Annotated in this window: 20 protein-coding genes and 1 pseudogene; 11 read left to right on the forward strand and 10 right to left on the reverse strand. The window is 71.3% G+C overall.

From position 1 onward, the window contains the following. Nucleotides 1-216 precede the first annotated feature (216 nt). The 3 genes from ACNAYW_RS23320 to ACNAYW_RS23330 are packed head-to-tail and all read left to right on the forward strand — an operon-like array spanning nt 217 to nt 2390. The gene (locus ACNAYW_RS23320; RefSeq protein ID WP_415852005.1) at nt 217-597 is read left to right on the forward strand and encodes a guanyl-specific ribonuclease; all 381 of its coding nucleotides are present in this window, start codon (nt 217-219) and stop codon (nt 595-597) included. A 3-nt stretch (nt 598-600) separates the two neighbouring features. Beyond that, nucleotides 601-906 carry a barstar family protein gene (locus ACNAYW_RS23325; RefSeq protein WP_415852006.1) on the forward strand — a complete coding sequence of 102 codons (306 nt, stop codon included), beginning with the start codon at nt 601-603 and terminating at the stop codon, nt 904-906. Nucleotides 907-953: 47 nt separating this feature from the next. Next, nucleotides 954-2390: an aspartate ammonia-lyase gene (locus ACNAYW_RS23330; RefSeq protein ID WP_415852007.1), complete on the forward strand. Its 1437-nt coding sequence runs from the start codon at nt 954-956 to the stop codon at nt 2388-2390. Nucleotides 2391-2398: 8 nt separating this feature from the next. On the opposite strand, the gene ACNAYW_RS23335 is transcribed toward ACNAYW_RS23330, so the two are convergent. Continuing rightward, on the reverse strand, nt 2399-3067 hold the full coding sequence (locus tag ACNAYW_RS23335) for a response regulator (RefSeq protein ID WP_415852008.1): 669 nt from the start codon (nt 3065-3067) through the stop codon (nt 2399-2401). Continuing rightward, entirely contained in the window at nt 3040-4251 is a 1212-nt protein-coding gene (gene macS, locus ACNAYW_RS23340) for a MacS family sensor histidine kinase (protein ID WP_415852009.1), read from the reverse strand. The genes ACNAYW_RS23335 and macS overlap by 28 nt, the downstream gene beginning before the upstream one ends. Before the next feature lie 34 nt (nt 4252-4285). On the opposite strand from macS, the gene ACNAYW_RS23345 reads away from it, so the two are divergent. Both ACNAYW_RS23345 and ACNAYW_RS23350 read left to right on the forward strand, forming a co-directional pair. Next, nucleotides 4286-5557 (forward strand): lysylphosphatidylglycerol synthase transmembrane domain-containing protein, encoded by a 1272-nt coding sequence (locus ACNAYW_RS23345; RefSeq protein WP_415852010.1) that lies wholly within the window; start codon nt 4286-4288, stop codon nt 5555-5557. Between the two features lie 208 nt (nt 5558-5765). Continuing rightward, nucleotides 5766-6182, forward strand: coding sequence for a DUF3054 domain-containing protein (locus ACNAYW_RS23350; RefSeq protein ID WP_415852011.1), 417 nt, complete (start codon nt 5766-5768; stop codon nt 6180-6182). Nucleotide 6183: 1 nt separating this feature from the next. On the opposite strand, the gene ACNAYW_RS23355 is transcribed toward ACNAYW_RS23350, so the two are convergent. After that, nucleotides 6184-7815 carry an NTF2-like N-terminal transpeptidase domain-containing protein gene (locus tag ACNAYW_RS23355; RefSeq protein ID WP_415852012.1) on the reverse strand — a complete coding sequence of 544 codons (1632 nt, stop codon included), beginning with the start codon at nt 7813-7815 and terminating at the stop codon, nt 6184-6186. Nucleotides 7816-7894: 79 nt separating this feature from the next. On the opposite strand from ACNAYW_RS23355, the gene ACNAYW_RS23360 reads away from it, so the two are divergent. Then, a complete protein-coding gene (locus ACNAYW_RS23360; RefSeq protein ID WP_415852013.1) occupies nt 7895-8629 on the forward strand; it encodes a pirin family protein in 735 nt (244 codons plus the stop codon). A gap of 19 nt (nt 8630-8648) precedes the next feature. On the opposite strand, the gene ACNAYW_RS23365 is transcribed toward ACNAYW_RS23360, so the two are convergent. Beyond that, nucleotides 8649-10721 carry a CocE/NonD family hydrolase gene (locus ACNAYW_RS23365; protein ID WP_415852014.1) on the reverse strand — a complete coding sequence of 691 codons (2073 nt, stop codon included), beginning with the start codon at nt 10719-10721 and terminating at the stop codon, nt 8649-8651. Nucleotides 10722-10853: 132 nt separating this feature from the next. On the opposite strand from ACNAYW_RS23365, the gene ACNAYW_RS23370 reads away from it, so the two are divergent. The 3 genes from ACNAYW_RS23370 to ACNAYW_RS23380 all read left to right on the forward strand — a co-directional run bounded on the left by ACNAYW_RS23370 (nt 10854) and on the right by ACNAYW_RS23380 (nt 14603). Further along, entirely contained in the window at nt 10854-12899 is a 2046-nt protein-coding gene (locus ACNAYW_RS23370) for a M13 family metallopeptidase (protein ID WP_415852015.1), read from the forward strand. A 95-nt stretch (nt 12900-12994) separates the two neighbouring features. Next, the gene (locus ACNAYW_RS23375) at nt 12995-13753 is read left to right on the forward strand and encodes a GAF and ANTAR domain-containing protein (protein WP_415852016.1); all 759 of its coding nucleotides are present in this window, start codon (nt 12995-12997) and stop codon (nt 13751-13753) included. 223 nt (nt 13754-13976) lie between these two features. Then, nucleotides 13977-14603, forward strand: coding sequence for an HdeD family acid-resistance protein (locus ACNAYW_RS23380; protein ID WP_415852017.1), 627 nt, complete (start codon nt 13977-13979; stop codon nt 14601-14603). 97 nt (nt 14604-14700) lie between these two features. Here ACNAYW_RS23380 and ACNAYW_RS23385 read toward each other — a convergent pair whose 3' ends face one another. Together ACNAYW_RS23385 and ACNAYW_RS23390 are read right to left on the reverse strand one after the other, a co-directional pair. Then, a complete protein-coding gene (locus tag ACNAYW_RS23385; RefSeq protein ID WP_415852018.1) occupies nt 14701-16893 on the reverse strand; it encodes a 3-hydroxyacyl-CoA dehydrogenase NAD-binding domain-containing protein in 2193 nt (730 codons plus the stop codon). 32 nt (nt 16894-16925) lie between these two features. Then, complete coding sequence (locus ACNAYW_RS23390) at nt 16926-18137, reverse strand: acetyl-CoA C-acetyltransferase (RefSeq protein ID WP_415852019.1); 1212 nt, start codon at nt 18135-18137, stop codon at nt 16926-16928. 156 nt (nt 18138-18293) lie between these two features. On the opposite strand from ACNAYW_RS23390, the gene ACNAYW_RS23395 reads away from it, so the two are divergent. Beyond that, entirely contained in the window at nt 18294-19472 is a 1179-nt protein-coding gene (locus tag ACNAYW_RS23395) for a TetR/AcrR family transcriptional regulator (protein WP_415852020.1), read from the forward strand. A gap of 118 nt (nt 19473-19590) precedes the next feature. After that, entirely contained in the window at nt 19591-20442 is an 852-nt protein-coding gene (locus ACNAYW_RS23400; protein WP_415852021.1) for an endonuclease domain-containing protein, read from the forward strand. Between the two features lie 76 nt (nt 20443-20518). Here the strand turns inward: ACNAYW_RS23400 and ACNAYW_RS23405 are convergent, their stop codons facing one another. The 4 genes and pseudogenes from ACNAYW_RS23405 to ACNAYW_RS23420 form a co-directional block, all read right to left on the reverse strand. Beyond that, nucleotides 20519-21175, reverse strand: a complete 657-nt coding sequence (locus ACNAYW_RS23405) for a nitroreductase family protein (RefSeq protein WP_415852022.1) — start codon at nt 21173-21175, stop codon at nt 20519-20521. Nucleotides 21176-21197: 22 nt separating this feature from the next. Next, nucleotides 21198-21821: a hypothetical protein gene (locus ACNAYW_RS23410; protein WP_415852023.1), complete on the reverse strand. Its 624-nt coding sequence runs from the start codon at nt 21819-21821 to the stop codon at nt 21198-21200. Next, nucleotides 21821-23902 carry a serine/threonine-protein kinase gene (locus ACNAYW_RS23415; RefSeq protein WP_415852024.1) on the reverse strand — a complete coding sequence of 694 codons (2082 nt, stop codon included), beginning with the start codon at nt 23900-23902 and terminating at the stop codon, nt 21821-21823. The genes ACNAYW_RS23410 and ACNAYW_RS23415 overlap by 1 nt, the downstream gene beginning before the upstream one ends. A gap of 66 nt (nt 23903-23968) precedes the next feature. After that, nucleotides 23969-24169, reverse strand: a pseudogene (locus tag ACNAYW_RS23420) (hypothetical protein); the annotation flags it as partial. Between the last annotated feature and the right edge of the window lie 7 nt (nt 24170-24176).

A 24176-nucleotide genomic window follows, 5' to 3' on the forward strand; every position in this document is an offset into this window, starting at 1 on the left:
ATCGCCATGTCCCCCACCCCGCGGTCCTGCCCCCACGTGACGCCGGTCGTCGAGCGGGGGAGCGAACGTCCCCCACGCGGCGCCGAATCCCCCACCCGGCGCCGGCCATCGCCGGATTCGGCACCGCCATCGACCCAGCGGCCAGGCTGCGCAACTGGTCCAGGACGTTCACCGCGCCGCCACCCGGTCATCATCTACTTCGGCTAACTTCTGATCATGCGCACCGCAACCCGCCTCGCGGGATCGGTCGTCGTGGCGCTCGGCGTCACCGTCGCGACCGTCTCCCCCGCCTCCGCCGCCCTGCCCACCTGCGCGTTGTCGTCCCTGCCCGCGCAGGCCACCGACACCGCGAACCTCATCCACCAGGGCGGGCCGTTCCCGTACCCCAAGAACGACGGGGTGGTCTTCCAGAACCGCGAGGGCATCCTCCCGGCGAAGGCGTCCGGCTACTACCACGAGTACACCGTGATCACGCCCGGCTCGTCGACCCGCGGCGCGCGCCGCATCGTCACCGGCGGCACGCCCCTGACCTCCCCGCCCGACTGGTACTACACGGGCGACCACTACGCCTCGTTCTGCATCGTGACGGGAGCCTGAGACGTGAAGACCTACACCGTGGACGGGCGTCGGGTGACCGGCGCGGCCGACTTCTACACCGAGCTCGGCCGGGCCGTGAACGGCCCCGACGGCTACTTCGGCAGCAACCTCGACGCACTCGTCGACTGCCTGCGCGGCGGCTTCGGCACCCCCGAGGACGAGCCCTTCGGCTTCCGCCTCACCCACGCCGACGACGTCCGCGCCGCCCTCGGCGCGAAGCTCTACGCCGAGGTGCTGGACGTGTTCGCCACGTCGGGCGTCCCCCTCACGGCCGAGCCCAGCACCGGACGGACCGGGCGCACAAGCTGATCCGCCGAACCGCCGAGCGAGCGGCGCCGGTGCGCGACGATCATGGGATGACCACTCCCCAGACGCGCAGCGAGCACGACCTGCTCGGCGACATCGACGTCCCCGCCGACGCCTATTACGGCGCCCACACCGCCCGGGCGCTCCTGAACTTCCCCATCACCGGGGTGCCCATCGCGATCCACACCCATCTCGTGCACGCGCTGGCCGCGGTGAAACAGGCGGCGGCGTCGGCCAACCGGCAGCTGGGTCTGCTCGACGAGGAGCGGTCCGCCGCGATCGTCGCGGCGTGCGAGCGGATCCGCGGCGGCGGGCTGCACGAGTGGTTCGTGGTCGACACCATCGCGGGCGGTGCGGGGACGTCGACGAACATGAACGCGAACGAGGTGATCGCCAACGCGGCCCTCGAGCACCTCGGCCGCCCCAAGGGCGATTACGCCGCGCTGCACCCGCTCGACCACGTGAACCTGGGCCAGAGCACGAACGACGTCTACCCCACCGCGATCAAGATCGCACTCATCACCCAGCTCGCCGAGCTGGCGGAGGCGCTCTCGGAGCTGCGCGGCACGTTCGCCGCGAAGTCCGAGGAGTTCGCGGGCATCCTCAAGATGGGCCGCACCCAGCTGCAGGACGCCGTCCCGATGACGCTGGGTCAGGAGTTCGGCGCCTTCGCCACGACGCTCGGCGAGGACATCGTGCGGCTGCAGGAGGCGACGCGCCTGCTGCACGAGCTGAACATCGGCGGCACCGCGATCGGCACCGCCCTCAACGCCCACCCGGGCTACCGCCGCCAGGTCATCGAGCAGCTGCGCGAGGTCACGGGCATCCACGAGCTGGTCGGCGCCACCGACCTCATCGAGGCCACGGCCGACGTCGGCGTCTTCGTCCAGCTCTCCGGCGTGCTCAAGCGGATCGCCGTGAAGCTGTCGAAGACCTGCAACGACCTGCGGCTGTTGTCGTCGGGGCCGCGCGCCGGGTTGGCCGAGATCCACCTGCCCGCGGTCCAGGCGGGATCCTCGATCATGCCGGGCAAGGTCAACCCCGTGATCCCCGAGGTGGTGAACCAGATCGCCTACGAGGTGATCGGCCACGACGTCACCATCACCATGGCCGCCGAGGGCGGGCAGTTGCAGCTCAACGCCTTCGAGCCGATCATCGCCCGCTCGCTGGTCGAGTCGATCACCCACCTCACGCGGGGCGCCCGCGTGCTCGGCGAGCGCTGCGTCTCCGGGATCACCGCGAACCGGGATCGCCTCGAGCAGATGGTCGCCGAGTCCATCGGCGTCGTCACCGCGCTGAGCCCGACCATCGGCTACGCCGCGGCGACCTCCGTCGCCGCGGAGGCGCTGGAGTCCGGGCGCGGGGTCGTCGAGATCGTCCGCGAGCGCGCCCTGCTCGACGAGGCGACCCTCGCCTCGCTGCTCAGCCCCGAGTACCTCACCGGGCACCCGCCGCACGCCCTCACGCCCGATCCCGACGAGGCGTAGGACAGGACCTAGTCCAGCCCGTTCTCCAGGGCGTAGCGGGCCAGTTCCACCCGGTTGCCGAGCTGGAGCTTGCGCAGCGTGGCCTGCACGTGATTCTCGACCGTGCGGTGGCTCAGGTGCAGGCGGGTGGCGATCTGCTTGGCGGACAGGCCCTTCGCCACCAGCCGCAGCACCTCGGTCTCCCGGGCGGTGAGCCCGGGACCGGCGGGCTCGGGCGCCGACGCCATGCGCCGGAACTCGCCCAGCACCAGCCCGGCGAGGCCGGGGGTGAACACCGGCTGCCCGGCGGCGGTGGCGTGCACGGCCGCGACCAGTTCCTCCGCGGAGGCGCTCTTGACCAGGTAGCCGCAGGCGCCGGCCTTGACGGCCTCCACCACGTCGTCGCGCTCGTCGGAGGCGGAGAGGATCAGCACCTGCGCCGTCGGCGCGGCCTCGAGCACGAGCGCCGTGCCGGCGGCGCCGTTCCCGTCGGGCAGCGACATGTCCATGAGGACCACGGTGGGCTGCACGGCTTTCGCGATCCGGCCCGCGGCGGCCACCGAATCGGCGGTCCCGGCGATGGCGAAGCCGCGCGCCTCGAGGTCGCGGGCCACGGCCTCGCGCCACATCGGGTGGTCGTCCACCACCAGGACGGCGATGCCGGCCGGGTCTACGTTCGCGGTATCCACAGTTCCCATTCCACCCCTTCTCCCACGTCCGTGGTCAGGTCGGCGCGGCCGCCGAGCGCGCGCATCCGCCCGACGATCGACTCCGACACCCCCAGTCTGCCCTCCGCCCGCGCGGCCTCGAGGCGCCCCGGCGCGATTCCCGCACCGTCGTCGCGCACGGTGACCAGCACCGCGTCGCCGACGTCCTCGAGCAGCAGGTACGAGCGCGCCCCCGGTCCGGCGTGCCGCGCGGTGTTGTCGAGGGCGTTCCGCACGGCCGCGGCCACCTCGGCCGCCGGGCCCGCGGGCAGCGGCACGGCTCCGCCGGGTTCGGCGAGCGTCACCGTCGCGGAGGCGAGGGGCCGCAGCAGGTCCCGCAGGTCGACGGTGCCCTCCCCCTCCGCCCCGGCGGGCGCGGGGGCACCGGACGGCGTCTCCGCGATCAGCTGCCGCAGCGCCCGCTCCTGCTGCGCCGCGAGCTCCCCCAGCGCGCTCAGCTCCGTCCCCGGCCCGCCGAGCGCGGCGCACCGTCGGGCGAGGAAGGCCAGCGCCTGCAGCACCCCGTCGTGCACCTCCCGGGCGAGCCGCTCCCGGGCCCGGGCCTCGGCGGCGACGCGCTCGGCCTCGCGGAGCTGCTCCTGCGAGCGGATCGCGACCCGCGCCGCGACGCCGAGGCCGAGGCCGACGGCCATGAAGACGGGGTAGTTGGCGTCGCGGACGATGGTCTCGGGGAAGGTGCCGCGGTAGATCGCGTTCACCGCGGCGATCGCGATGCCGCCGATCACCCCGGCCACGGGGCCGCCGAGGATCGCGGCCGAGACCACCGGGTTGGTGAGCCACAGAGTGGTGGGCAGGGCCTGGTTGTTCGCGGTGAACTCGGGCGAAGCCACCCAGATCGTGCCCAGCGCCAGCACGGCGGCCGCCACGAACTCGCCGGCGACGAACCACCGGTTGCGACCGAACCCGCGCGCGTAGCCGATCCCGGCGATCAGGCTGACGGCGACGACGGCGCCGATCATCACCCAGCTCCAGCCGATCCGCTGGTACCGGTCGGCCTCGTCGATCTGCCGACCGACCGCGTACACGACCGACAGCGCGCGGAACCACTGGGCGCCGCGCCACAACGGCGCGCGGGGATCGCCGTCGGAGCTGCGGACGTCCGCTTCGTCGCCGACGGGTTCGACGCGCCGCAGCCGCGATGCGAGGCCTTGCATGTGCCCACGTTAACCGCTGAGTAGGCTGGCGCCGATGCAGGCAGACGACGACGCGCCCGCCCCCGGCGCCGAGCCCTCCGGCGGCCCGCCGCCCGAGGACACGCCCCCGAAGGACCCCGCCGTGACCCGGCGGCGGCTGAGGTGGGTCCGGCGCGCGCTGCTGCTGATCGTCGCGATCGTGCTCGGCGTCGAGGTGTACCTGTTCGGGCCGACGGTCTCGAAAGCCGTCCGCGAGCTGGAACACATCCGCTGGGAATGGGTACTGGCCTGCGTGATCGCGGTCTTCTTCTCGATGGACTCGTTCGCCCAGGTGACCCGCGTCCTGCTCCGGTCCGCGGGGGTCAAGGTCACGCAGCGGCAGGCGCTGGGCCTGCAGCTCGCCTCGAACTCCGTCTCGCAGACGATGCCCGGCGGCCAGGTGCTGGCCCCGACCCTCGTCTACCGCCGCACCCGCACGTGGGGCGCCTCGCGGGTGGTCGCGGCCTGGCAGATCGTGATGAGCGGCCTGCTCATGTCGGCCGGCCTGGCCGTGCTCGGCGTCGCGGGCGCCCTGCTCGCCGGTGCGAAGACCAGCCCGTACTCGGTGCTGTTCTCGGTGGGCATGCTCGTCGTCTTCATCGTGCTCGTGCAGTACGTGGCCTCGCACCCCGACGGCCTCTACGTGGTGGGCGCGCGCCTGATCCGCTGGATCAACGAGCTGCGCAACAAGCCCGAGGACACCGGCCTGGCCCGGCTGCGCGAGGTGATCGAGCAGCTCCAGTCGGTGAAGATGAGCCGCCGCTACGGCGCGGAGGCCTTCGGCTGGTCGCTGTTCAACTGGATCGCCGACGTGGCCTGCCTCGCGTTCGCCTGTTACGCGGTCGGCGAGGCCCCCGGGCTGGCCGCCCTCGCCGGTGCCTACGCGGCGTCCAAGGTGGTCAACACCATCAGCCCGATCCCCGGCGGCGTCGGGCTGGTCGAGGGCGCCCTGGTCCCGGCGCTCGTGCTGGCGGGGATGCCGCTGAGCCAGGCCTTCACGGCGACGATCCTGTACCGCCTGATCAGCTACGTTCTCGTGGTCGTCGTCGGCTGGGTCGTCTTCTTCGTCTCGTACCGCAGCACCATGGACATCGACCCCGACGCCCCGGACAAGAACGGCGAGAAGCCGTCCGAGCAGGCGGCCCGGGCGGAGGCCGCAGCAGCCGGGCCCGACACCGATCCGCCCGGGCCGGCCGACCCGCCCGACACCGACCCGCCCGAACCCGCTGATCCGCCCGGACCGTCGGACGAGGGCGGACCGTCGACCGGCACCGACCAGCGGATTTAGCGCGCCCCAACCGGCGCTCAAGGGCCGGCGGGCATCGTCGTTCCTGTGAGCGAGAGACCCGCAACGCTCACGGCGCCCCGGAGTGGAGGGGGGCGAGGGGGTCAGGCCCGGTCGGGGCCGCGGTTGGGAGGACCGCGCCCCGGCCGCGTGCCGTCACAGCCCGCCATCGGATTCCCGGCGGGAGCGACGGATCAATTACCGTTGCCGTATGCGCATCCCGGTCATCGCCGCCCTCGACGTGGTCTTCGTCCTGCTGTTCGTGGTGATCGGCCGGTTCAACCACGACGAGGCCTTCTCGCCGTCCGGCTTCGCCGAGACCGCCTGGCCGTTCCTGCTCGCGCTGGCCGTGGGCTGGGCGTTCACCTACGTGCTGGCGGCGCTGCGCGGCCACGAGCCCGGCCGCGCCGCCACCTTCGCCCCGGGGCGCGTGTTCCCCGCCGGCGTCATCATCTGGGTCTCGACGGTGGCCTTCGGCATGACGGCCCGGGGGCTGCTCACCTCGAAGGGCGTCGAGCCCAGCTTCGTGATCGTCGCCACCATCGCGCTGGGCCTGTTCCTGCTGGGCTGGCGCGCCGTCGCGCGGGTCGTCCTGTCCCGGCGGGCGAGCACACCGGCGAAGGTCTGACCTACTTCAGGTACGCGCTCGCGACCTGCAGCGATCCGGCGCCGGAGCGCTCACCCGTGACCATGATCGCGAACGCCTGGTCGCCGCGGTAGCCGATGAACCAGCCCGGCCCCTCCGGGCCGTTGGTGCCCACGAGCCCCTTCGCCTTGGTCGAGACCAGGTCGCTGCCGTCGCCCGACGGGGAGACGGTCGAGTCCATCTTCGCGCGCACCGCCTTGAGAACCTTGTCGTCGACGTCGCCGAGCGGCGCGCTGGGCTTCGCGGTCTGCCCCTGCACCACGTAGGGCGCGGTGGTCCTGCCCTTGGCGATCGCGGACGCGAAGACGGCCATGCCGAACGGGGTCGCCTTGACCGAGTCGGCGCCGAGCTCGGATGCGCCCCGCCCACCCGTGCCGGGCAGCTCCGCGGTCTTCGTCTTCACGCCGGTCATCGCGAAGTCGGTGCCCATGCCGAGCGGGGCGAGCAGCTTCGCCTGCTTCCCGGCGTCGTTGCCCGCGGCGGCGTTCACCTCGCTGTACAGCGGCTCCAGCACCGGCCCGGTGGTCGAGAGGCCGTTCAGCGCCCAGTCGGTCGCGATGCCGCTGGCCTGCGTGTTCTGCGCCGCGGCGAGCACGGCGCCGGTGGAGACGGAGAGCACCACCATGGCGGCGGGCTGCCCCAGCTGGACCACGGCGTTCTCGGCGTCGAGCTGCACCTTGGGATCCATCGCCGTCCGCAGGTCGGGCCCGGGCGGGCCCTGGAAGCCGACGATCTTGGTGGGCGGCTTCCCGTTCGTGAGCAGCTGCACCTCCCAGCCGGCGGTCTCGTCGCGGTTGGCCTGCCAGGCGGCCTTGATCCCGTCGAAGAGCGGGGAGAACAGCTGCCGGTTGGCGATGAGGAGGTCGCCCGCGGTGGTGTCCTGCAGGCCGGGCACGGCGGTGAGCGCGTCGCCCAGCACGCCGTAGTCGTCGTCGCGCAGGTCCACGACGGGCACCGGCTTGCCGGGATCGGCCTTCGCCTTCGCGGCGAGGGCCTCGGGCGTGACGAGCGGCGCGACGGGCGAGACGATCTTCGCGACCCGGTTCAGGCTGTCGGTGAGGTTCTTGGTCCGGCCCGGGTCGACCGTGAGCCGGTGCACGGTGCCCGCGAACATCAGCTCCGACTTGTCGGCGGCGAAGACCTTCGGCGCTTTCGCGTCGGTCCGGATCTGCCGGATCGCCGTATCGGGCGTGAGGCCGGGCGCGAGCACCGCGGGGTCCCACGAGATCCGCCAGCCGATCGAGAGCTGCGAGGCGCTGCCCTTGGTCGTGTAGTCCCAGTCGCGGCCGTTCCCGAAGTTCCAGTGCGTCTGCACGTCGAAGGTGGCGTTGCCGCCGGAGTAGCGCTGCACGTTGGAGGCCTTCACCTCCACGGACTTCGCGTTCATGTCGCGCAGCGTGCGGCCGATGACGCCGCCGGCCACGTCGGGTGACGAGGTGAACGCGGCGGCCGCGACGGCCTTGCCCTCGCCCAGCGCGGAGCCGTAGCCGTCCAGCATCTTCTGGACCTCGGCGACATCGCTGTCCCCGCACGCCGCCAGGCCGGACCCGAGTGCGAGCAGGAGCGCGGAGGCCACCGCCGCGGCGCCGTACCGTGCCCGGCCGCTGCGTCTCACGTGGTCTCCTCGCTGCTCATGGTGCGTTCGGCATCCCTGGCCGCGGAGTTTACCGGTCCGCACATGGCATCCTGGGGATATGGATCGGTTGGTTCGCTCATCGGACCGTGCCACGTCGACGATGCCGGGCGTGCGGTCGCGGCACTGCTTCTCCTTCGGCGACCACTACGACCCGGACAATACGCACCACGGCGTCCTGCTCGCGTGCAACGCCGAGCAGGTCGCGGCGGGTACGGGCTTCGACACGCATCCGCACCGCGCGGTCGAGATCGTCACCTGGGTCCTGGCGGGTTCGCTCGTCCATCAGGACAGCGAGGGACACGCCGGGCTGGTCCACCCCGGCCTCGCCCAGCGGATGAGCGCCGGCACGGGCGTACTGCACTCCGAGCGCAACGACCGCCCCGACCCCGCGGGCGCCGACGTCCGGTTCGTCCAGATGTGGGTCCTGCCGGACGAGCCGGGCGGCGCACCGTCGTACGAGCAGCGCGAGGTGGACGCGGACCTCGCCGCCGGCGGGCTCGTCCCGGTCGCATCGGGCGAACCGGGGCAGGACGCCGCGATCCGGATCGGCAATCGCGGCGCCACCCTGTTCGCGGCGCGGCTCGCCCCCGGTGGCGTCGTCGACCTGCCCGACGCGCCCTTCGGGCACCTCTACCTGGCCGACGGTGCCGCGCTCGCCGAGTCCACGACGGGCCCGGTCGGGCTCGCCGACGGTGACTCGCTGCGCACCGTCGGGGACGGGCGGCGGGTGACCGCCGGGCCCGACGGTGCCGAGCTCCTGTTCTGGCGCATGCGCACCCGCCTGGGCGGCTGACCGCCCCGCGCCCGGGCGACTACGGGAGCGGGCGGTCCGAGGGCACCACGAGGTAGCTGGGCCGCTTCGGGTCGATCACCACGTGCTGCGGCTGGAACCGCGTCTCCGAGGTCACGGGCCCGACGGTCAGCGACTTGATCAGGTTGAGTGCGAAGACGTCGACGCGCAGCCGGTGACCCGGCTTGAGCACGGCGCTGACGGCGTGGGTCGCGATGTCGAGCTCGACGACCTGGCCCGGCTTGACCAGCTGCCGCTGCGCGACGTCGAGCTGGTAGTAGGGCGCCGTGTAATCGCCGCCCGCGGTGCGGATGCTGCGCGACTCGTCGATCTGCCGCAGCGACGTGGTCAGCTGCCCCGAACTGATGACCTCGGACCGGCCGTCGGGCGAGACGTCCGTGACCATCACGCTCCAGTAGGCGTCCTTCGCGTCCTGGGTGGTGGTCAGGTGCAGGTTGATCGGGCCGGAGACCACGGTCGACTTCGCGACCGGTTTCGAGCTGAACGTCAGGCCGTTCATCTCCGCCACCCGGTTGTCGGCGGCGCAGCCCTGGAAGACGAGCAGGCCGAACATCGCCTGCCCGGTGTCGTTGGAGCACAACGTCGACAGCCCCGGGCCGACGGTGCGGCGCGCCGCGATCTTCGGGGGTGCGGTCTGCAGGCTGTTGTCCGACAGCGACCCCGGCGCCGAGCCCGAGGACAGGCTGGAGAGGTACATCCGCTGGTACTTCTGACCGGGCTCGGGGAAGGTGTCGCCCTGCCACCAGCCGCCGCCCTTACGGTGCACCGTGACCGGCGCGTAGTTGTCGATGCCGTTGTCGACGTCCTTGAGCCACTTGTCGAACCACGCCTTCTGCAGCACGTCGGCGCGCGGCGGCTGGTTCACGCCGCCCATGTCGTGCGTGACCGTCACGTGGTACGAGTCGCCCATGATGAGCTTCTTCTTGCTCTTCGGTAGGCTGCTCAGCTCCGTCGGCAGGCGCCACTCCGTGTTGGTGAACAGGTCGTGCCAGCCGCCCAGGGCGAAGGTCGGCGTGGTGATCTTGTCGAGCGGCGTGCGGTAGGCCGCGCGGACCGGCGAGTTCTTGTCGACCAGCTCCTTGGTCTTCGGGTCCAGCTGCTCGACGGTGGGCGAGAAGATGCCGGAGAGCAGCTGTGGCACGAAGACCGCGGGGTTCTGGATCCGGTCCTGCAGCCACTTCCAGTCGAAGGTCCCGTTGAGCATCGAGCGCACGTCGGGGACGAACTTGAGGATGTTGACCAGGGCGAGCCAGGGGCCGAGGAAGCCCACGCCGAGGCCGCCGCCCGGGGCGATGATGTCGGCCGCCAGGTCGGCGCCCGGAACCACCGGGAACAGGGCCTGCAGGCCCTTCGGGTTCGTCGCGGCCACCTGCAGCTGGTTGATGCCCGAGTAGGAGACGCCCGTCATGCCCATCCGGCCGTTGGTCCACGGCTGGCCGCGCACCCAGTCGAGCACCTCGCCGGTGTCCTTCTGCTCGCGCTCGGCGAACACCTGCCAGACGCCCTGTGAGTTGCCGGTGCCGCGCACGTCGACCACGACCTGCGTGTACCCGTTCTGCACGAGCTTGCGGTCGACGCCGGTGAACGCGTTCGCCATGCCGCCGTTGAGCACATCGCGCAGGTCGTTGACGCCCGCGATGGGCGTGCCGGCGAAGTTGAACAGGTTGAGGATGCCGATCAGCGCGTCGGAGAGCACGGGGGTGTTCACGGCGACCTGCGCCAGCGCGCTCACGAACTTCGTGTACGGCGTCATGTTGACGATCGTCGGGGTCTTCGTCGTGATCGCGCGGCCCGCGGCGTCGGCGGGCCGGAAGACGTTCGCCTTGAGCACGGTGCCGTCGGACATCCGGATCGGCACGTCCCAGTCCACGGTCATGTTCGGGTACTGGGTCGGGCCGTCGTGCGAGGCGGTCCATTCGGGATTGATCATGCCCGCGACGCCGGGGCCCGGCTTCCAGGGTTCCGCGCCCGCGCGCGCGCCGAGTCCGGGCACCGTGATGGAGGTTGCGATCAGCACGAACGCCGTCAGCACGGCGGCGAGAGTCAGCCGGAGTCGCGGACGTGTCAGACCCATCGAAGAATCCCCTTTAACTTCTCAGCGACGAATCAGGCTAACCCTGATTGCGATATACATCACCTGGCACGCTAACGGTGTGCGACGTCATAGGGAACACTGACGAGTCACTTCTCCCACCATGTGAGATACATGAGTGCAGGCTGGCAGGATGGACGGGTGACGAATTCCCCCGCTCTGGACCTCAGCCACGTCGACGCCGGTATCCGCGTGCAGGACGACCTGTTCGGGCACGTCAACGGCGCCTGGCTGGACGCGCACGAGATCCCCGCCGACCGCTCGACCGACGGCGCGTTCTACGCCCTCCGCGACGCCGCGGAGGAGACGGTGCGCGCGATCATCGAGGACTGCGCCGAGCAGCCCGGCGCCGCCGGCGACACCGCCCGCATCGGCGGCCTCTACGCCAGCTTCATGGACACCGCGGGCATCGCCGCGGCCGGCCTCGAGCCGCTGGTCGACGAGCTCACCGAGGTCCGGCAGGTGGGCACGCCGGAGGAACTGGTCACCGTGCTCGGCCGCCTGCAGCGCACCGGCGTGAGCGGGCTGCTCGGCTACTACGTCGACACCGACGCCAAGCGCTCGGACCGCTACCTGGTGAACCTGGTACAGAGCGGCATCTCGCTGCCCGACGAGGCCTACTACCGCGAGGAGCAGTACGCGCCGATCCGGGAGAAGTTCACCGCGCACGTCGCCGCCACCTTCCGCCTCACCGCCGACGTGCTCGAGGGCGTCGTCGCCCCGGGTGCGGAGGAGGCGGCCGCCGCACAGGTCCTCGAGCTCGAGACGGCGATCGCCGCGGGCCACTGGGACGTCGTCGCCCGGCGCGACGCCGACAAGGGCTACAACCTGCGCACGTTCGCGCAGCTCTCCGACGAGGCGCCCGGCGTCGCACCCGCGGCCTGGGTCGCCGCCGTCACCGGCACGCCCGACGGCGCCGCCTTCGCCGAGGTCAACGTGCGGCAGCCCTCCTTCGCCGCGCACGCCGCGAGCCTCCTCACCGACCGGCCGCTCGACCAGTGGCGCACCTGGCTCGCGTGGCGGGTCCTGCACGCGCGCAGCCCCTTCCTCACCGACGCACTGGTCGACGAGCACTTCGCCTTCTACGGCACCGCCCTGACCGGCACGCCCGAGATCCGCGAGCGCTGGAAGCGCGGCGTCACCCTGGTCGAGCAGTACCTCGGCTTCGCCGTCGGTGAGTTGTACACCGCGCAGCACTTCCCCGCCGAGTCCAAGGAGCGGATGCAGGCGCTGGTCGCCGATCTCGTCGAGGCCTACCGCCGCCGGATCACGGAGCTGCCCTGGATGACCCCGGCCACCCGGGAGCGCGCGCTGGAGAAGCTGGGCAAGTTCACCCCGAAGATCGGATACCCGGACACCGCGCGCGACTACTCCGCGCTGGAGATCCGCCGCGACGACCTCGTCGGCAACCTGCGCCGCGGCGAGGCCTTCGAGCACGACCGCGAATTCGCGAAGATCGGCGCCCCCGTCGACCGCGACGAGTGGTTCATGACGCCGCAGACGGTGAACGCCTACTACAACCCCGGCATGAACGAGATCGTCTTCCCCGCCGCGATCCTGCAGCCGCCGTTCTTCTCCCCCACGGCCGACGACGCGGTGAACTACGGCGGCATCGGCGCCGTGATCGGGCACGAGATCGGCCACGGCTTCGACGATCAGGGCGCCAAGTACGACGGTGACGGCAACCTCGCGGACTGGTGGACCGACGCCGATCGCGCGGAGTTCGGCAAGCGCACGACGGCGCTCATCGAGCAGTACGACGCGCTGGTGCCGCGCGAACTGGCCGGCGAGCCGGGCGAGCACCACGTCAACGGCGGCTTCACGGTGGGCGAGAACATCGGCGACCTCGGCGGCCTCGGCATCGCCCTCGTCGCGTACGCGATCGCGCGGGAGCGGGCGGGCGGCACCGTCGACGACGAGTCGACGCGGATCGACGGCCTGACCGGCCTGCAGCGCCTGTTCTTCAGCTGGGGCGTGGTCTGGCGGGGCAAGTCGCGGCCCGAAGAGGCGATCCGCCGGCTCGCGATCGACCCGCACTCACCCGCCGAATTCCGTTGCAATGCCATCGTCTCCAACCTGCCCGAGTTCTACGACGCGTTCGACGTCGATGCCGGGGATCGCCTGTTTTTGGACCCGGACCGTCGGGTCTCGATATGGTGAGACCGACCAGTAACGACCTTCGAACGTCCCGTCCAGCAACCGGCGGATACCCATGATGTGACCCCGTGCCGTGCCGGCACGGAGAACGGGTGGCCGTGCACTCACGCAAGCAGTCCAGTGAACAACTCCCCTCCGTCCTCGGAGTCGTCCACGAGTCACCCGAGGTCCCGCTCGAGGAACTGACCCTCAGCGAGCGGATGGGCGAGATCGCGAGGCTGCTGCGCGAGCAGTCGTCGGACTCGGAGTCGTTGCTCACCGCCGCCACCCAGTTCGCGGTCGACCAGGTGCCCGGCGCGGACTTCGCCTGCGTGACCCTCGTCGACCCCAAGGGCGGCATCTCGCACCCCGTGGTGATCGGCGAGGAGGCGCAGCGCGTCGCCGATGTGCAGCGCGATCTCGAGGAGGGGCCCAGCGTGGGCGCGACCTTCGAGGCGACCACGATCCTGCTGCTCGAGGACACGTCCACGGACGACCGCTGGCCGCGATTCGCCTCCGCGGCGCACGCCGCCGGCGTCGGCTCGATCCTGTCGTTCTGCCTCTACGTGCAGAACGAGGCCTACGGCACGCTGGACCTCATGGCGCGCGAGCCGCACGCCTTCGACGCCGAGTCCATCTCCATCGGCTCGCTCTACGCCGTGCACGCGGCGGTCGCCTTCTCCGCCGTGCGCGAGAAGGAGCAGATCCGCGCGGCGCTGACCACGCGCGACGTGATCGGCCAGGCCAAGGGCATGATCATGGAGCGCTACAAGCTGGACTCCGACGCCGCCTTCCGCCTCCTCGCCCGCCTGTCCCAGGACAGCAACGTCCGCCTCGCGGAGGTCGCCGAGCAGGTCATCGAGGCCGGCCCCGAGTAGCCCGACGGTCCGCCGATCGGCACGACTCCCGCGTGCCGCGGCATCCGATCACCACGGCCCCGCCGCATCGCGCGCGGGGACCGGAGTTCGAACAGCGACGATTCCTGCCCTCGGTTCGTATCGCAAAATTCGGCCTGGTGTGATTGTCTGTCGACGGCGAGCGAGACGAACCCAGGTTCACCTCAGTCCTTCGCCGGGAACGTCTCACGAGAAGAGGGAGATCATGTCCACCTACCCGAACGGTCCGGCCGATACCGGCCACTCGATCATCGGCGACGTGCGCGGCTTCGCCGCCGACGTCGCCCAGCGCACCTGGCAGTCGGCGATCGCCATCGGCGCCATCGCCGCGATCCTCGGCATCGTGCTCCTCGCCTGGCCGCAGCCGACGCTGCACGTGGTGGCGATCCTGTTCGCGCTCTACCTGCTCATCACCGGCGTCCTGCAGGTCGTCGCCACGTTCGGCGTCCTCTCGTCGCAGAGCTTCTGGTGGCGGCTGCTCACGTTCCTGAGCGGCGCGATCTCGATCGTGCTGGCCGTCGTCGCGTTCCGCGACGTCGTCGAGTCGCTGGTGCTCCTCGCCATCTGGATCGGCGTGGGCTGGATCTTCCGCGGCATCGCGAGCCTGTCGCTCTACAACGACTTCCCGAAGGGCGCGCCCGGCAAGGTGTGGGGCATCATCCTCGGGATCCTCTCGGTCGTGGCGGGCGCCTTCGTCGTGATCTACCCGTACGACTCGATCCCGTCGCTGGTGCTGGCCACCGGCATCGTGCTGATCGCGCTCGGCCTGGTCGAGATCTTCCACGGCATCCAGATCCGCTCCACGATCAACCGGATCCGACCGCAGGTCTAGTCCGCACCCGCGGACCCGTTTCGACAGACGACAGGGCCGGCACCGTCTTCTCGACGGTGCCGGCCCTGTCGGTGTTCATGCCGGGTGGCGGTGCGTCCTACTCGTAGGTCTCGCCGGCCTCGGCCTTGGCGACCAGCGAGGCGGGCGGCGTGAACTGCTCGCCGTACTTCGCGGCCAGAGCGTTCGCCTGCGCGACGAACGCCTTCGGGCCGGTGAGGCCCTCGGCGGGCGTGCCCGGGCGGCCCTCGTAGCCGTTGATGTACTGCAGCACGCCACCGGTCCACGCGGGGAAGCCGATGCCGAAGATCGAGCCGATGTTGGCGTCGGCGACGGAGTCCATGACGCCCTCGTCGAAGCAGCGCACGGTCTCGATCGACTCGATGAAGAGCATCCGCTCCTGCAGCTCCGCGAAGTCCGGCTTCGCCGAGCCCGAGTTGAAGTGCTCCTGGAAGCCCTTCGACAGGCCGGTGCGCTTGCCCTCGGCGTAGTCGTAGAAGCCCGCGCCGTCCTTCTTCGAGGTGCGGCCGTTCTCGACCATCCAGTCCACCACGGCGAAGGCGCCGTGCTGCGGCACGTCCTTGCCCTCGGCCTTGAGGGCGGTCTCGGTCGCGAGGCGGATCTTCTGCATCAGGGTGAGCGTCAGCTCGTCCGCCAGCTGCAGCGGCGCGGCCGGGTAGCCGGCCTGCTGGCCCGCCTGCTCCAGGTACACCGGGTCGACGCCCTCACCGATGGCCGCGAGGGCCTCGTTGATGAACGTGCCGATCACGCGGGAGGTGAAGAAGCCGCGGCTGTCGTGCACGACGATCGGGGTCTTCTTGATCTGCAGCGTGTAGTCGATGACCTTGGCCAGCACCGCATCCGAGGTCTTCGCGCCGCGGATGATCTCCACCAGCGGCATCTTGTCGACCGGCGAGAAGAAGTGGATGCCGATGAAGTCCTCCTGGCGCTTCACACCCTCCGCGAGGATGGTGATCGGCAGCGTGGAGGTGTTCGAGCCGAGGATGGCGTCGGGCTCGACGATGTCCTCGATCTCCTGGAAGACCTTGTTCTTGACCTCGACCGACTCGAACGCGGCCTCGATGACGAGGTCGACGCCCGCGAAGTCCTGCGGGTCGATCGTGGGGGTGATGCGGGCCAGCAGCGCGTCGGACTTCTCCTGCGTGGTGCGGCCCTTGGCCAGCGCCTTCGCCTCGAGCTGCTCCGAGTAGGCCTTGCCCCGCTTCGCGGCGTCCAGGTCGATGTCCTTGAGGACGACCTCGATGCCGGCCTTGGCGGAGACGTACGCGATGGCCGCGCCCATCATGCCGGCGCCGATGACGCCGACCTTCTTGGCCTGGTACTTGTCGTAGCCCTCGGGCCGCGAGCCGCCGCCGTTGATGTGCTGCAGGTCGAAGAAGAACGCCTTGATCATGTTCTTCGACACCTGGCCGGTGGCCAGCTTGGTGAAGTAGCGCGACTCGATCTCGAGCGCGGTGTCGAAGTCGACGTAGGTGCCCTCGAACGCGGCGGCCATGATGGCCTCCGGCGCCGGCATCGGCGCGCCCTTGAGCTGCTTGCGCAGGTTGGCCGGGAAGGCCGGGGCGTTGGGGGCCAGCGTCTTGTCGATCGGCGAGCCGCCGGGGATGCGGTGCCCCTTGACGTCCCAGGGCTGCACGCCGCCCTCGGGGTTGGCCTTGATCCACGCCTTCGCGGCGGGGAGCAGCTCGTCGACGGTGCCGACGACCTCGTCGACCAGGCCGGTCTGCTGCGCCTTGGTCGGGTTCATCTGGGTGCCCTGGAGCAGCACGCCCATGAGCGCGCCCTGCAGGCCGAGCATCCGGACGGTGCGGGTCACGCCGCCGCCGCCGGGGAGCAGGCCCAGGCTGACCTCGGGGAGGCCGATCTTGCTGCCCTTGGCGTCCGCGGCGATGCGGCGGTTCGCGGCGAGGGCGATCTCGAGGCCGCCGCCGAGCGCGGCGCCGTTGATGGCGGCCACGACGGGCTTGGGCAGCTTCTCCAGGCGACGGAGGTCCTTCTTGATCTCCTGGACGTTGTCGAAGACCTGCTGCGCGTCGGCCTTGGTGGCCTTGCGGATCTCGGTCAGGTTGCCGCCGGCGAAGAAGGTCTTCTTCGCGGAGGTGATGACGACACCGGTGATGGACTCGACCTCGGCCTCGAGGCGGTCGACGGTGGCGCGCATGGACGTGCCGTACAGCTCGTTCATGGTGTTCGCGGAGCTGGTCGGGTCGTCCATCGTCAGGGTGACGATGCCGTCGGCGTCCTGCTCCCAGCGGATCATGTTGTCAGACATGTTTCTTCAGTCTCCTGTTGTTCCGGCGGGCGTCAGACGCGCTCGATGATGGTGGCCGAGCCCATGCCGCCGGCGATGCACAGCGTGATGAGGCCGTAGCGGCCGCCCGTGCGCTCCAGCTCGTCGAGCACGGTGCCCACCAGCATGGCGCCGGTGGCGCCGAGGGGGTGGCCCAGCGCGATGGCGCCGCCGTTGACGTTGACCTGCTCGCGATCGAGCTTGAAGTCCTTCATCCACTTGAGGACCACGGAGGCGAAGGCCTCGTTGAGCTCCCAGACGTCGATGTCGTCCTTGGTCAGGCCCGCCTTGGCGAGCACCTTCTCGGTGGCCGGCGTCGGGCCGGTCAGCATGATCGTCGGGTCGGCGCCGGTCGACGCAGTGGCGACGATGCGGCCGCGCGGGGTCAGGCCGGCCTTCTTGCCGCCGGCCTCGTTGCCCACGAGGACGAGCGCGGCACCGTCGACGATGCCCGAGCTGTTGCCGCCGGTGTGGACGTGGTTGATCTTCTCGACCGTGTTGTAGCGCTGCAGCGCGACGGCGTCGAAGCCGCCCATCTCACCGACGACGGTGAACGCGGGACGCAGCTTGCCGAGGTCGGCGGCGGTGGTGCCGGGACGACGGTGCTCGTCGTTGTCGAGCACGACGAGGCCGTTCTGGTCCTTGACGGGCACGACGGACTTCGCGAAGCGCCCCTCGTCCCACGCCTTCGCGGCCAGGTCCTGCGACTGCGCGGAGTACTCGTCGACGTCGTCGCGGGAGAAGCCCTCGATGGTCGCGATCAGGTCGGCGCCGATGCCCTGGGGGGCGATGTAGTTGTCGTAGCTGTACTGCGGGTCGTAGAACAGGGCACCGAAATCGGAGCCCATCGGCACGCGGGACATCGACTCCACGCCGCCGGCGAGGACCAGGTCGTCGCCCAGGCCCGAGCCGACCTTCTGCGCGGCGATGTTGGTGGCCTCGAGGCCCGAGGCGCAGAAGCGGTTGATCTGCACGCCCGCGACGGTGTCCGGCAGGCCGGCCACGATCGAGGCGGTGCGGGCGATGTCGGCGCCCTGCTCGCCCACGGGGGAGACGACGCCGAGCACGATGTCGTCGACGGACGCCGGGTCGAGGTTCTCGTTCCGGTCCTTGATCTCGTCGATCAGGCCGACCACCAGGTCGGTGGGCTTGATCGCGGTCAACGAGCCGTTCTTGAGCTTGCCACGGGGCGTGCGGATCGCCTCGTAGATGAATGCGTCAGACACTTGGTCTTCCCGTCCTTTCGAAGAAGGTGTTCCCGGCCCCCGCGGATACCACGAAGCCCGTCACTCCTACAGGCTAACCACTTGTAGCTTATTTGGAAAGACCGCCAGGTGGATCCTGGTTTGAAACGCCCACGATGGGCTATTGTGACGTTAATCATGGCACCTGCACCTCGCACCGCGGGCACGCGCCTGCGCCCGGCAGAGCGGCGTCGACAACTGGTCGACGTCGCGACCGAGCTGTTCCTCGAGCAGGGGTACGGCAAGGTCTCCGTCGCCGACATCGCGCGCGCCGCCGGGATCAGCGGACCCAGCGTCTACCGGCACTTCCCGGACAAGGAGGCCATCCTCGCGGCGGCCATGCGCTCCGCGGTGGACGAGATGGGTGAGACCACCGCCCGCGTGCTCGCCCGTCCCGGCGCCACCTTCGAGGACCTGTCCTCCGCCGTCTTCGCGATGGCCGTGTCCCGGCCCGGCCCGTTGGCCCTGTGGCGGTGGAACCGCCGCCACCTCACGGCCGAGCAGGCGCGGGAGATGATCGCCGCCAGCGAGGGCGTGCTCCGCTCGTGGACCGCGGTGCTCCGCCGCGACCACCCGGAGCTCACCGACGACGACGCCCGCGTCCTCACCTGGGCCGTACTCGCCGTCGGCGGCTCGGTCCCGCCCAGCCGCGGCCGCATCGGCATCCGCCGGTACCGCGCCGATCTCGAAGTGATCGCCCGGCGCGTGCTGCGCGCGGCACCGTCGACCGCGCCGGGGCTGCCCGCGCCCCCGCCCCGTCGCGCCCCCGTGCTGCGCAGCGACGAGATCCTCGACGCCGCCTCGGAACTCTTCTTCTCCCGCGGCTACAGCGCCGTCAGCATGGACGACATCGGTGCGGCCGTGGGCATCTCGGGCCCCAGCGTGTACGGGCACTTCCCGTCGAAGGGCTCCATCCTGGTGGGCATCGTCGCGCGGGCGCGCGCGGCGCTCGAGATCGGCGTCGTCGGCGCGGCCGGTGTCGCCGACGGTGACCCTCGCGCCGAACTGCGCGCGCTGGTGCGCTCGTACGCCGCCAACCTGGTGAGCTCGACCGACCTCGCCGTCGCGTTCACCGTGGGCCGCGAGGTCGTCATCGAGTCCGGCGGCGAGGCCCTGCTCGCCGCGCAGAAGGCCTACGTCGCGCGCTGGGTGGCGCTGCTCGCCGCGGGATCCGACATCGATCCCGCCGGGGCCCGCATCGCCGTCGGCGCCGCGATGACCATCGCCAACGACTTCGCCCGCACCCGCCGCCTCCGCGGCCGGCCCCGCTTCCACGACGAGCTCGTCCACCTCGTCGACGCCGCCCTGGGCCTCTGATCCGACGCCCCCCGATCTTCGGTGCGTGTCGTCGACGACACGCCGAGGGACCACCGCACGAACGCACCGAAGATCGCGTCGACCGGAACCGACCGAGTAGCCGGTGCGTCCAATCCACATGGGACGCAGAACGTCGGAGCTGGCGGTCACCGAGACCGCACATCGGATCCGCACCGAGTACCAGCAGGTCCTCCGCGGAATCCGCCTGCCGATCGAGGACGAGGTCACCTTCGCCGACCGGCGGCGGGCGGTGATGCAGGTGTACCCCGCCGCCGTGTTCTGCGGGTGGACCGCCGCCCGGATGCACGCGGTGCCGTACGCCGACGGGGACCGCCCCCTCGAGCTGTGGTTACCGGAGCACCGTCGGCGCGACGGCCTGGTGATCCGACGGTGCGCGATGCCGCCGTCGGACATCCTGCAGCGCAAAGGGTTCGCGCTGACGAGCGAGGTGCGCACCGCGATCGATCTGGCGCGGTTCGTCGACGGCGACGAGGCGATCGCCGCCGTCGATCAGTGCATCCGCGTCGATCGCTTCGGCCGGCTCGTCACCTCCGTCGACGAGATGGAGCGGTACCTCTCGTCGCACCCCCGACTGCACCGGTCCAGCCGGGTGCGCAGGGTCCTGGCCGAGGTCGACGGTCGCGCGGAGTCACCCCAGGAGACACGGGCCCGGCTGCTCCTCCATCGCGCGGGCCTGACGGTCTTCGAACCCCAGGTGAAGATCGCCCGCGGTCGCTACCGCGTGGACCTCGGGGCCGAGGAGTTCCGGGTCGCGGTCGAGTACGACGGCGGCCACCACCGCGACCGGGACCAGCACCGGCGGGACGTCCAACGCTGGAACCGGCTGCAGAACGACCACGGGTGGACCGTCGTTCTGGCGAACGACTGGTCGCTCTCGACCGCGGGCCGGCCCGAACTGCTCCGTCAGACACGCAAAGCCCTGTACGACCGCGGCTGGACGCCCAGATGATCCTCGGTGCGTGTCGTCGACGACACGCCGGTTCCTCACCGCACGAACGCACCGAAGATCGCGGCGGACCGTCGGCCTACCAGCGGTTGACGTGCAGCACCGTCTCCAGCGGGGCGCGTTTGGCGGGCTTGAAGTCCGTGCCCTTGGTGTAGGCGACGGGCAGCAGCACGCCCTGGCGGACGGTCTCGGGGATGCCGAGCGCCTCGGCGACCTCGCGCTCGTACTCCAGATGCAATGTGGTCCAAGCGGATCCGAGACCGCGCTCGCGGAGCGCGAGCGCCAGACTCCACGCACCGGGGAGCAGCGAGCCCCACAGGCCGGCCTGGTTACCCGTCGGCAGCTCGCCGCCGGGCACGTGGATGGCGCCGATCACCAGGGCGGGCACCTGCTCCATGACCTCGGCCAGGTAGGTCGCGCTCGAGGCCACCTTCTCCGCCGTCTCCAGGTCCTTCGGCGGCTTCGCGGCCCGCGCCGCCGCGCCCGCCTCGGCGTAGGCGAAGTAGGACTTGCGGTAGTACTCGGCGACGATCTTCTTGGGCTCGGGATCGGTGAGCACGATCCAGTGCCAGCCCTGCGCGTTGCTGCCCGACGGTGCCTGCAGCGCCACCTCGAGCGCGTCGGTGATCACCTCGAGCGGCACGGGCCGGTCGAGATCGAGACGCTTGCGCACCGAGCGGGTGCTGGTCAGTACCTCGTCGGCGGACAGGTCCAGGTGCGGGAAGTCGAGTGCCATGGCTCGACCCTAGCGAGCCGGGCTACCGCGCGCGGGCCGAGCCGCTCCCCCGCTTCGCCCGATCGAGCGTGGCGAGCGACTTCTTCGCGGCGGCGAGCTCCGCCTGCAGCGCTGCCACGCGGTCCGCGGCGGCGTCGCGGGCGGCGGAGAGCACCTCGTCGACCGCGGCCAGCGCCTCCTTGTCGCCGAGACCGGCCAGCGCCTTGTGCAGCGTGGGCAACGGGATCTCCTGCGCGCCCGCAGGTTTCTGCGCGTTCCGGGTGACCTTGAGCGAGGCGGTGTTATCGGCCCCCACGTACACCGTGATCGCGACGGACCGCGCCGCCCGGGCGGATGCCGCCGGCTTCGCCGCACCGGCCGCCTTCACCGGAGCGGGCTTCGCGGCCGCGGGCCTGGACGCCCGCTTGGCCGGCTTGGGCTGTTTGGTGGCGCGCAGTTCCCGTGCGTCGTAGGGCAACTGATCGTCGACACCGGTCGGCTTGACGGTGACGACGGCACCGTCGACCTCGATGACCCGGGCGGACGCGCCGGCGTCGAGCCCGAGGCTCGGGACCCCCTCGATGAGGTAGACGAGCGGCTTCTTCCCCTCGGCCAGGGCCGTCGTGTACCGCTCGAGATCCTCGGCGGTCAGGGTCTGCTCGGCCATCACTTGAGTCCCTTCGTCAGCGCGGGCACCACCGATTGCTCGATCGTATCGATCGCGAGCGGACCGCCGTAGAGGAGCGCGTCCACACCGTTCGTCCGGTCCAGGATGATGATCGGCACGCCGTACGTCAACGACGACGGGACGCCGTCGAAGCCGCCGTTGCCCCCCGCGGGATCGGTGCGCGCGACGACCGTCCGGTCGACATCGCTCGAGCTCACCGCCTTGTAGATGTCGCCGGAGGCGAGGTTCAGCCACGAACCGCTGCCGTCGACGGGGGTCTGCGTCGCGAAGCCGAGCTGCCCCAGCAACTGCAGGGCGTTCGCCGAGCTGCCGGCCAGCTTGGTCGCCTTGCCGTCGTAGTGGACGACGTCGATCTTCTTGCCCGCGAACTCCGGGTGCGCCGACCGCAGCGCCGTGATGCGGCCCTCGTACGTCTTCTTCACGGCATCGGCGCGGTCCTTCGCGCCGAGCGCCTCCGCGATGAACGCCAGCTGCTGCTGCCAGGTCCAGCCGGCCCTGCCGTCCGCGGGGACCGCGATCACGCGACCGCCGGCGAGCGACTTCAGGTCCTTGGCCTTCTCGGCGGCATCCGGATCGGTGTCCAGGATCAGGTCCGGGTTCGCCTTCTCGATCGCCGACTTGTCGGGATTGGTCGAGGTGCCGGCGGTCGGGACCCCCGACAGCGCGGACACCCAGGACGGCAGTTCCGATTTCGCGCCGTTCGCGCCGGCGACCACCTCGAAGCCGAGGGCGGCGACGAGCTCCGCATCGCCCGGTCCGAGCGCGACGATCCGCTGCGGCCGGTTCGCGAGCTCCGTCGAGCCGTTGACGTCCGTCACGGTGCGGGCGCTCCAGGCGTCGAGGGCCGGACGGCCGTCGTCGTCCCCATCGCCGCCGAGCAGGACGATGCCCAGCACCACCGCGAGCACCACGACGAGCGCCGCGGCCCCACCGATCAGCAGCTTCGTGCGCTTCGGCGATGCCGCCCCCGGGCCGCGGTGCACCGGCATCGACGGCGAGCTCGGCCCCATCGGACCGCCCGGGCCCGCCGGTCCGCCGGGGCGGGGCCCCCCGGGCCCGACGGGGCCGAGCAGCCCCGTCGGTGCCCCGGGTGGCAGTCCCTGCGCGCCGGGCGAGAGCGGGCCGGGCTGGTTGAACCCGGTCGCGAGTGCCGGATTCGACGGCGTGCCCTGCCAGTTGACGCCCTGCGGCGCGGTGAGCGGCGACATGCCCGACGCCCCCGACATGCGGCGCGCGGCGGCGGCCAGGGCGTCGGCGAAGTCGCCGGCGGTGTTGAACCGGTCCGCGGGGTTCTTCGCCATCGCGCGCCCGAGGACGTGATCGACCTCCGGCGAGAGATCGGGGCGCTTGAGCCGCACGCTGGGCGGGTTCTGACTGATGTGCGCCAGCATGAGCTGGCCCGAGATGGTGGTGGTGAAGGGCGGCGCGCCGGTGAGCAGGACGACCGTGGCGCAGGCCAGCGAGTAGACGTCGGCGCGGTGGTCCACCGGGTGCCCGAGCAGCGCCTCGGGGGCGGTGTAGGCGAGGGTGCCGACGACGGTGCCCGCCTGCGTGTTCTGCCCGACGTCGGTCTGGGCGGCCCCGATCCCGAAGTCGGCGAGCTTGACCTGCTCGCCGCGTCGACCGCGGTCGACGAGGAAGTTGGCGGGCTTGACGTCGCGGTGGAGGATCCCGTGCTGGTGGGCGTAGTCGAGGGCGTCGGCCACCTGCTCGACCACGGCGACGGTGCGGTCCAGGCTGAACTGGCCGTCCCGCTGCACCGTGGTGGCGAGGTTGCCGCCCTCGACGAGTTCCATGGCGATCCACAGGTGCCCGTCGGACTCACCGCGGTCGTAGACGTCGACGATGTGCGGGTGCTTGAGCCCCGCGATCAGGTCGGCCTCGCGATCGAACCGGGCGCGCACCGACGGATCGGCGGAGAGCTGGGTCTGCAGCACCTTGAGCGCGACGGACCGGGGCAGCGTGCGATGCCGCACGCGGTACACCGTGCCCATGCCTCCGGTCCCGAGGACCGACTCGATCACGTACCCCGCGATCGATTCTCCGGGTTGCGACGCCACGAACACACCTCCGCTCCTGTACGTGTGCAGCGGTAAGAATCTACCGCGACGCAGGTTGCGCGGTGCTTAACGCGGGGTTGGCGGTTCGTCGGAGGGCGGGCGTTCGCCCGTCTTGCCCCACCGGGGCGCGCTCGGCGGCTGCAGCGGACGCCGCCGCGGGTTGCCGCCGTCCTGCCCCTGCGAGGGGCGCACCCAACGGTCCCCGCCCTGCTTGCGCTGGGCGCCGCTGCCCCGCTCGTACGGGGGCGGCGGCAGCGGCCGCACCCGNACGAGC

It is taken from the genome of Tsukamurella ocularis, assembly GCF_965138335.1.
GTDB lineage: Bacteria > Actinomycetota > Actinomycetes > Mycobacteriales > Mycobacteriaceae > Tsukamurella > Tsukamurella ocularis_A.

What these genes read in the sequence shown, in the direction of transcription:
- ACNAYW_RS23335 (WP_415852008.1), bottom strand. Translation starts at nt 3,067, where the DNA reads ATGGGAACTGTGGATACCGCGAACGTAGACCCGGCCGGCATCGCCGTC.
- ACNAYW_RS23410 (WP_415852023.1), bottom strand. Translation starts at nt 21,821, where the DNA reads ATGGCCGAGCAGACCCTGACCGCCGAGGATCTCGAGCGGTACACGACG.
- ACNAYW_RS23395 (WP_415852020.1), top strand. Translation starts at nt 18,294, where the DNA reads ATGGCACCTGCACCTCGCACCGCGGGCACGCGCCTGCGCCCGGCAGAG.
- ACNAYW_RS23370 (WP_415852015.1), top strand. Translation starts at nt 10,854, where the DNA reads ATGAGTGCAGGCTGGCAGGATGGACGGGTGACGAATTCCCCCGCTCTG.
- ACNAYW_RS23360 (WP_415852013.1), top strand. Translation starts at nt 7,895, where the DNA reads ATGGATCGGTTGGTTCGCTCATCGGACCGTGCCACGTCGACGATGCCG.
- ACNAYW_RS23405 (WP_415852022.1), bottom strand. Translation starts at nt 21,175, where the DNA reads ATGGCACTCGACTTCCCGCACCTGGACCTGTCCGCCGACGAGGTACTG.
- ACNAYW_RS23320 (WP_415852005.1), top strand. Translation starts at nt 217, where the DNA reads ATGCGCACCGCAACCCGCCTCGCGGGATCGGTCGTCGTGGCGCTCGGC.
- ACNAYW_RS23400 (WP_415852021.1), top strand. Translation starts at nt 19,591, where the DNA reads ATGGGACGCAGAACGTCGGAGCTGGCGGTCACCGAGACCGCACATCGG.
- ACNAYW_RS23345 (WP_415852010.1), top strand. Translation starts at nt 4,286, where the DNA reads ATGCAGGCAGACGACGACGCGCCCGCCCCCGGCGCCGAGCCCTCCGGC.
- ACNAYW_RS23380 (WP_415852017.1), top strand. Translation starts at nt 13,977, where the DNA reads ATGTCCACCTACCCGAACGGTCCGGCCGATACCGGCCACTCGATCATC.
- ACNAYW_RS23330 (WP_415852007.1), top strand. Translation starts at nt 954, where the DNA reads ATGACCACTCCCCAGACGCGCAGCGAGCACGACCTGCTCGGCGACATC.
- ACNAYW_RS23350 (WP_415852011.1), top strand. Translation starts at nt 5,766, where the DNA reads ATGCGCATCCCGGTCATCGCCGCCCTCGACGTGGTCTTCGTCCTGCTG.
- ACNAYW_RS23385 (WP_415852018.1), bottom strand. Translation starts at nt 16,893, where the DNA reads ATGTCTGACAACATGATCCGCTGGGAGCAGGACGCCGACGGCATCGTC.
- ACNAYW_RS23365 (WP_415852014.1), bottom strand. Translation starts at nt 10,721, where the DNA reads ATGGGTCTGACACGTCCGCGACTCCGGCTGACTCTCGCCGCCGTGCTG.
- macS (WP_415852009.1), bottom strand. Translation starts at nt 4,251, where the DNA reads ATGCAAGGCCTCGCATCGCGGCTGCGGCGCGTCGAACCCGTCGGCGAC.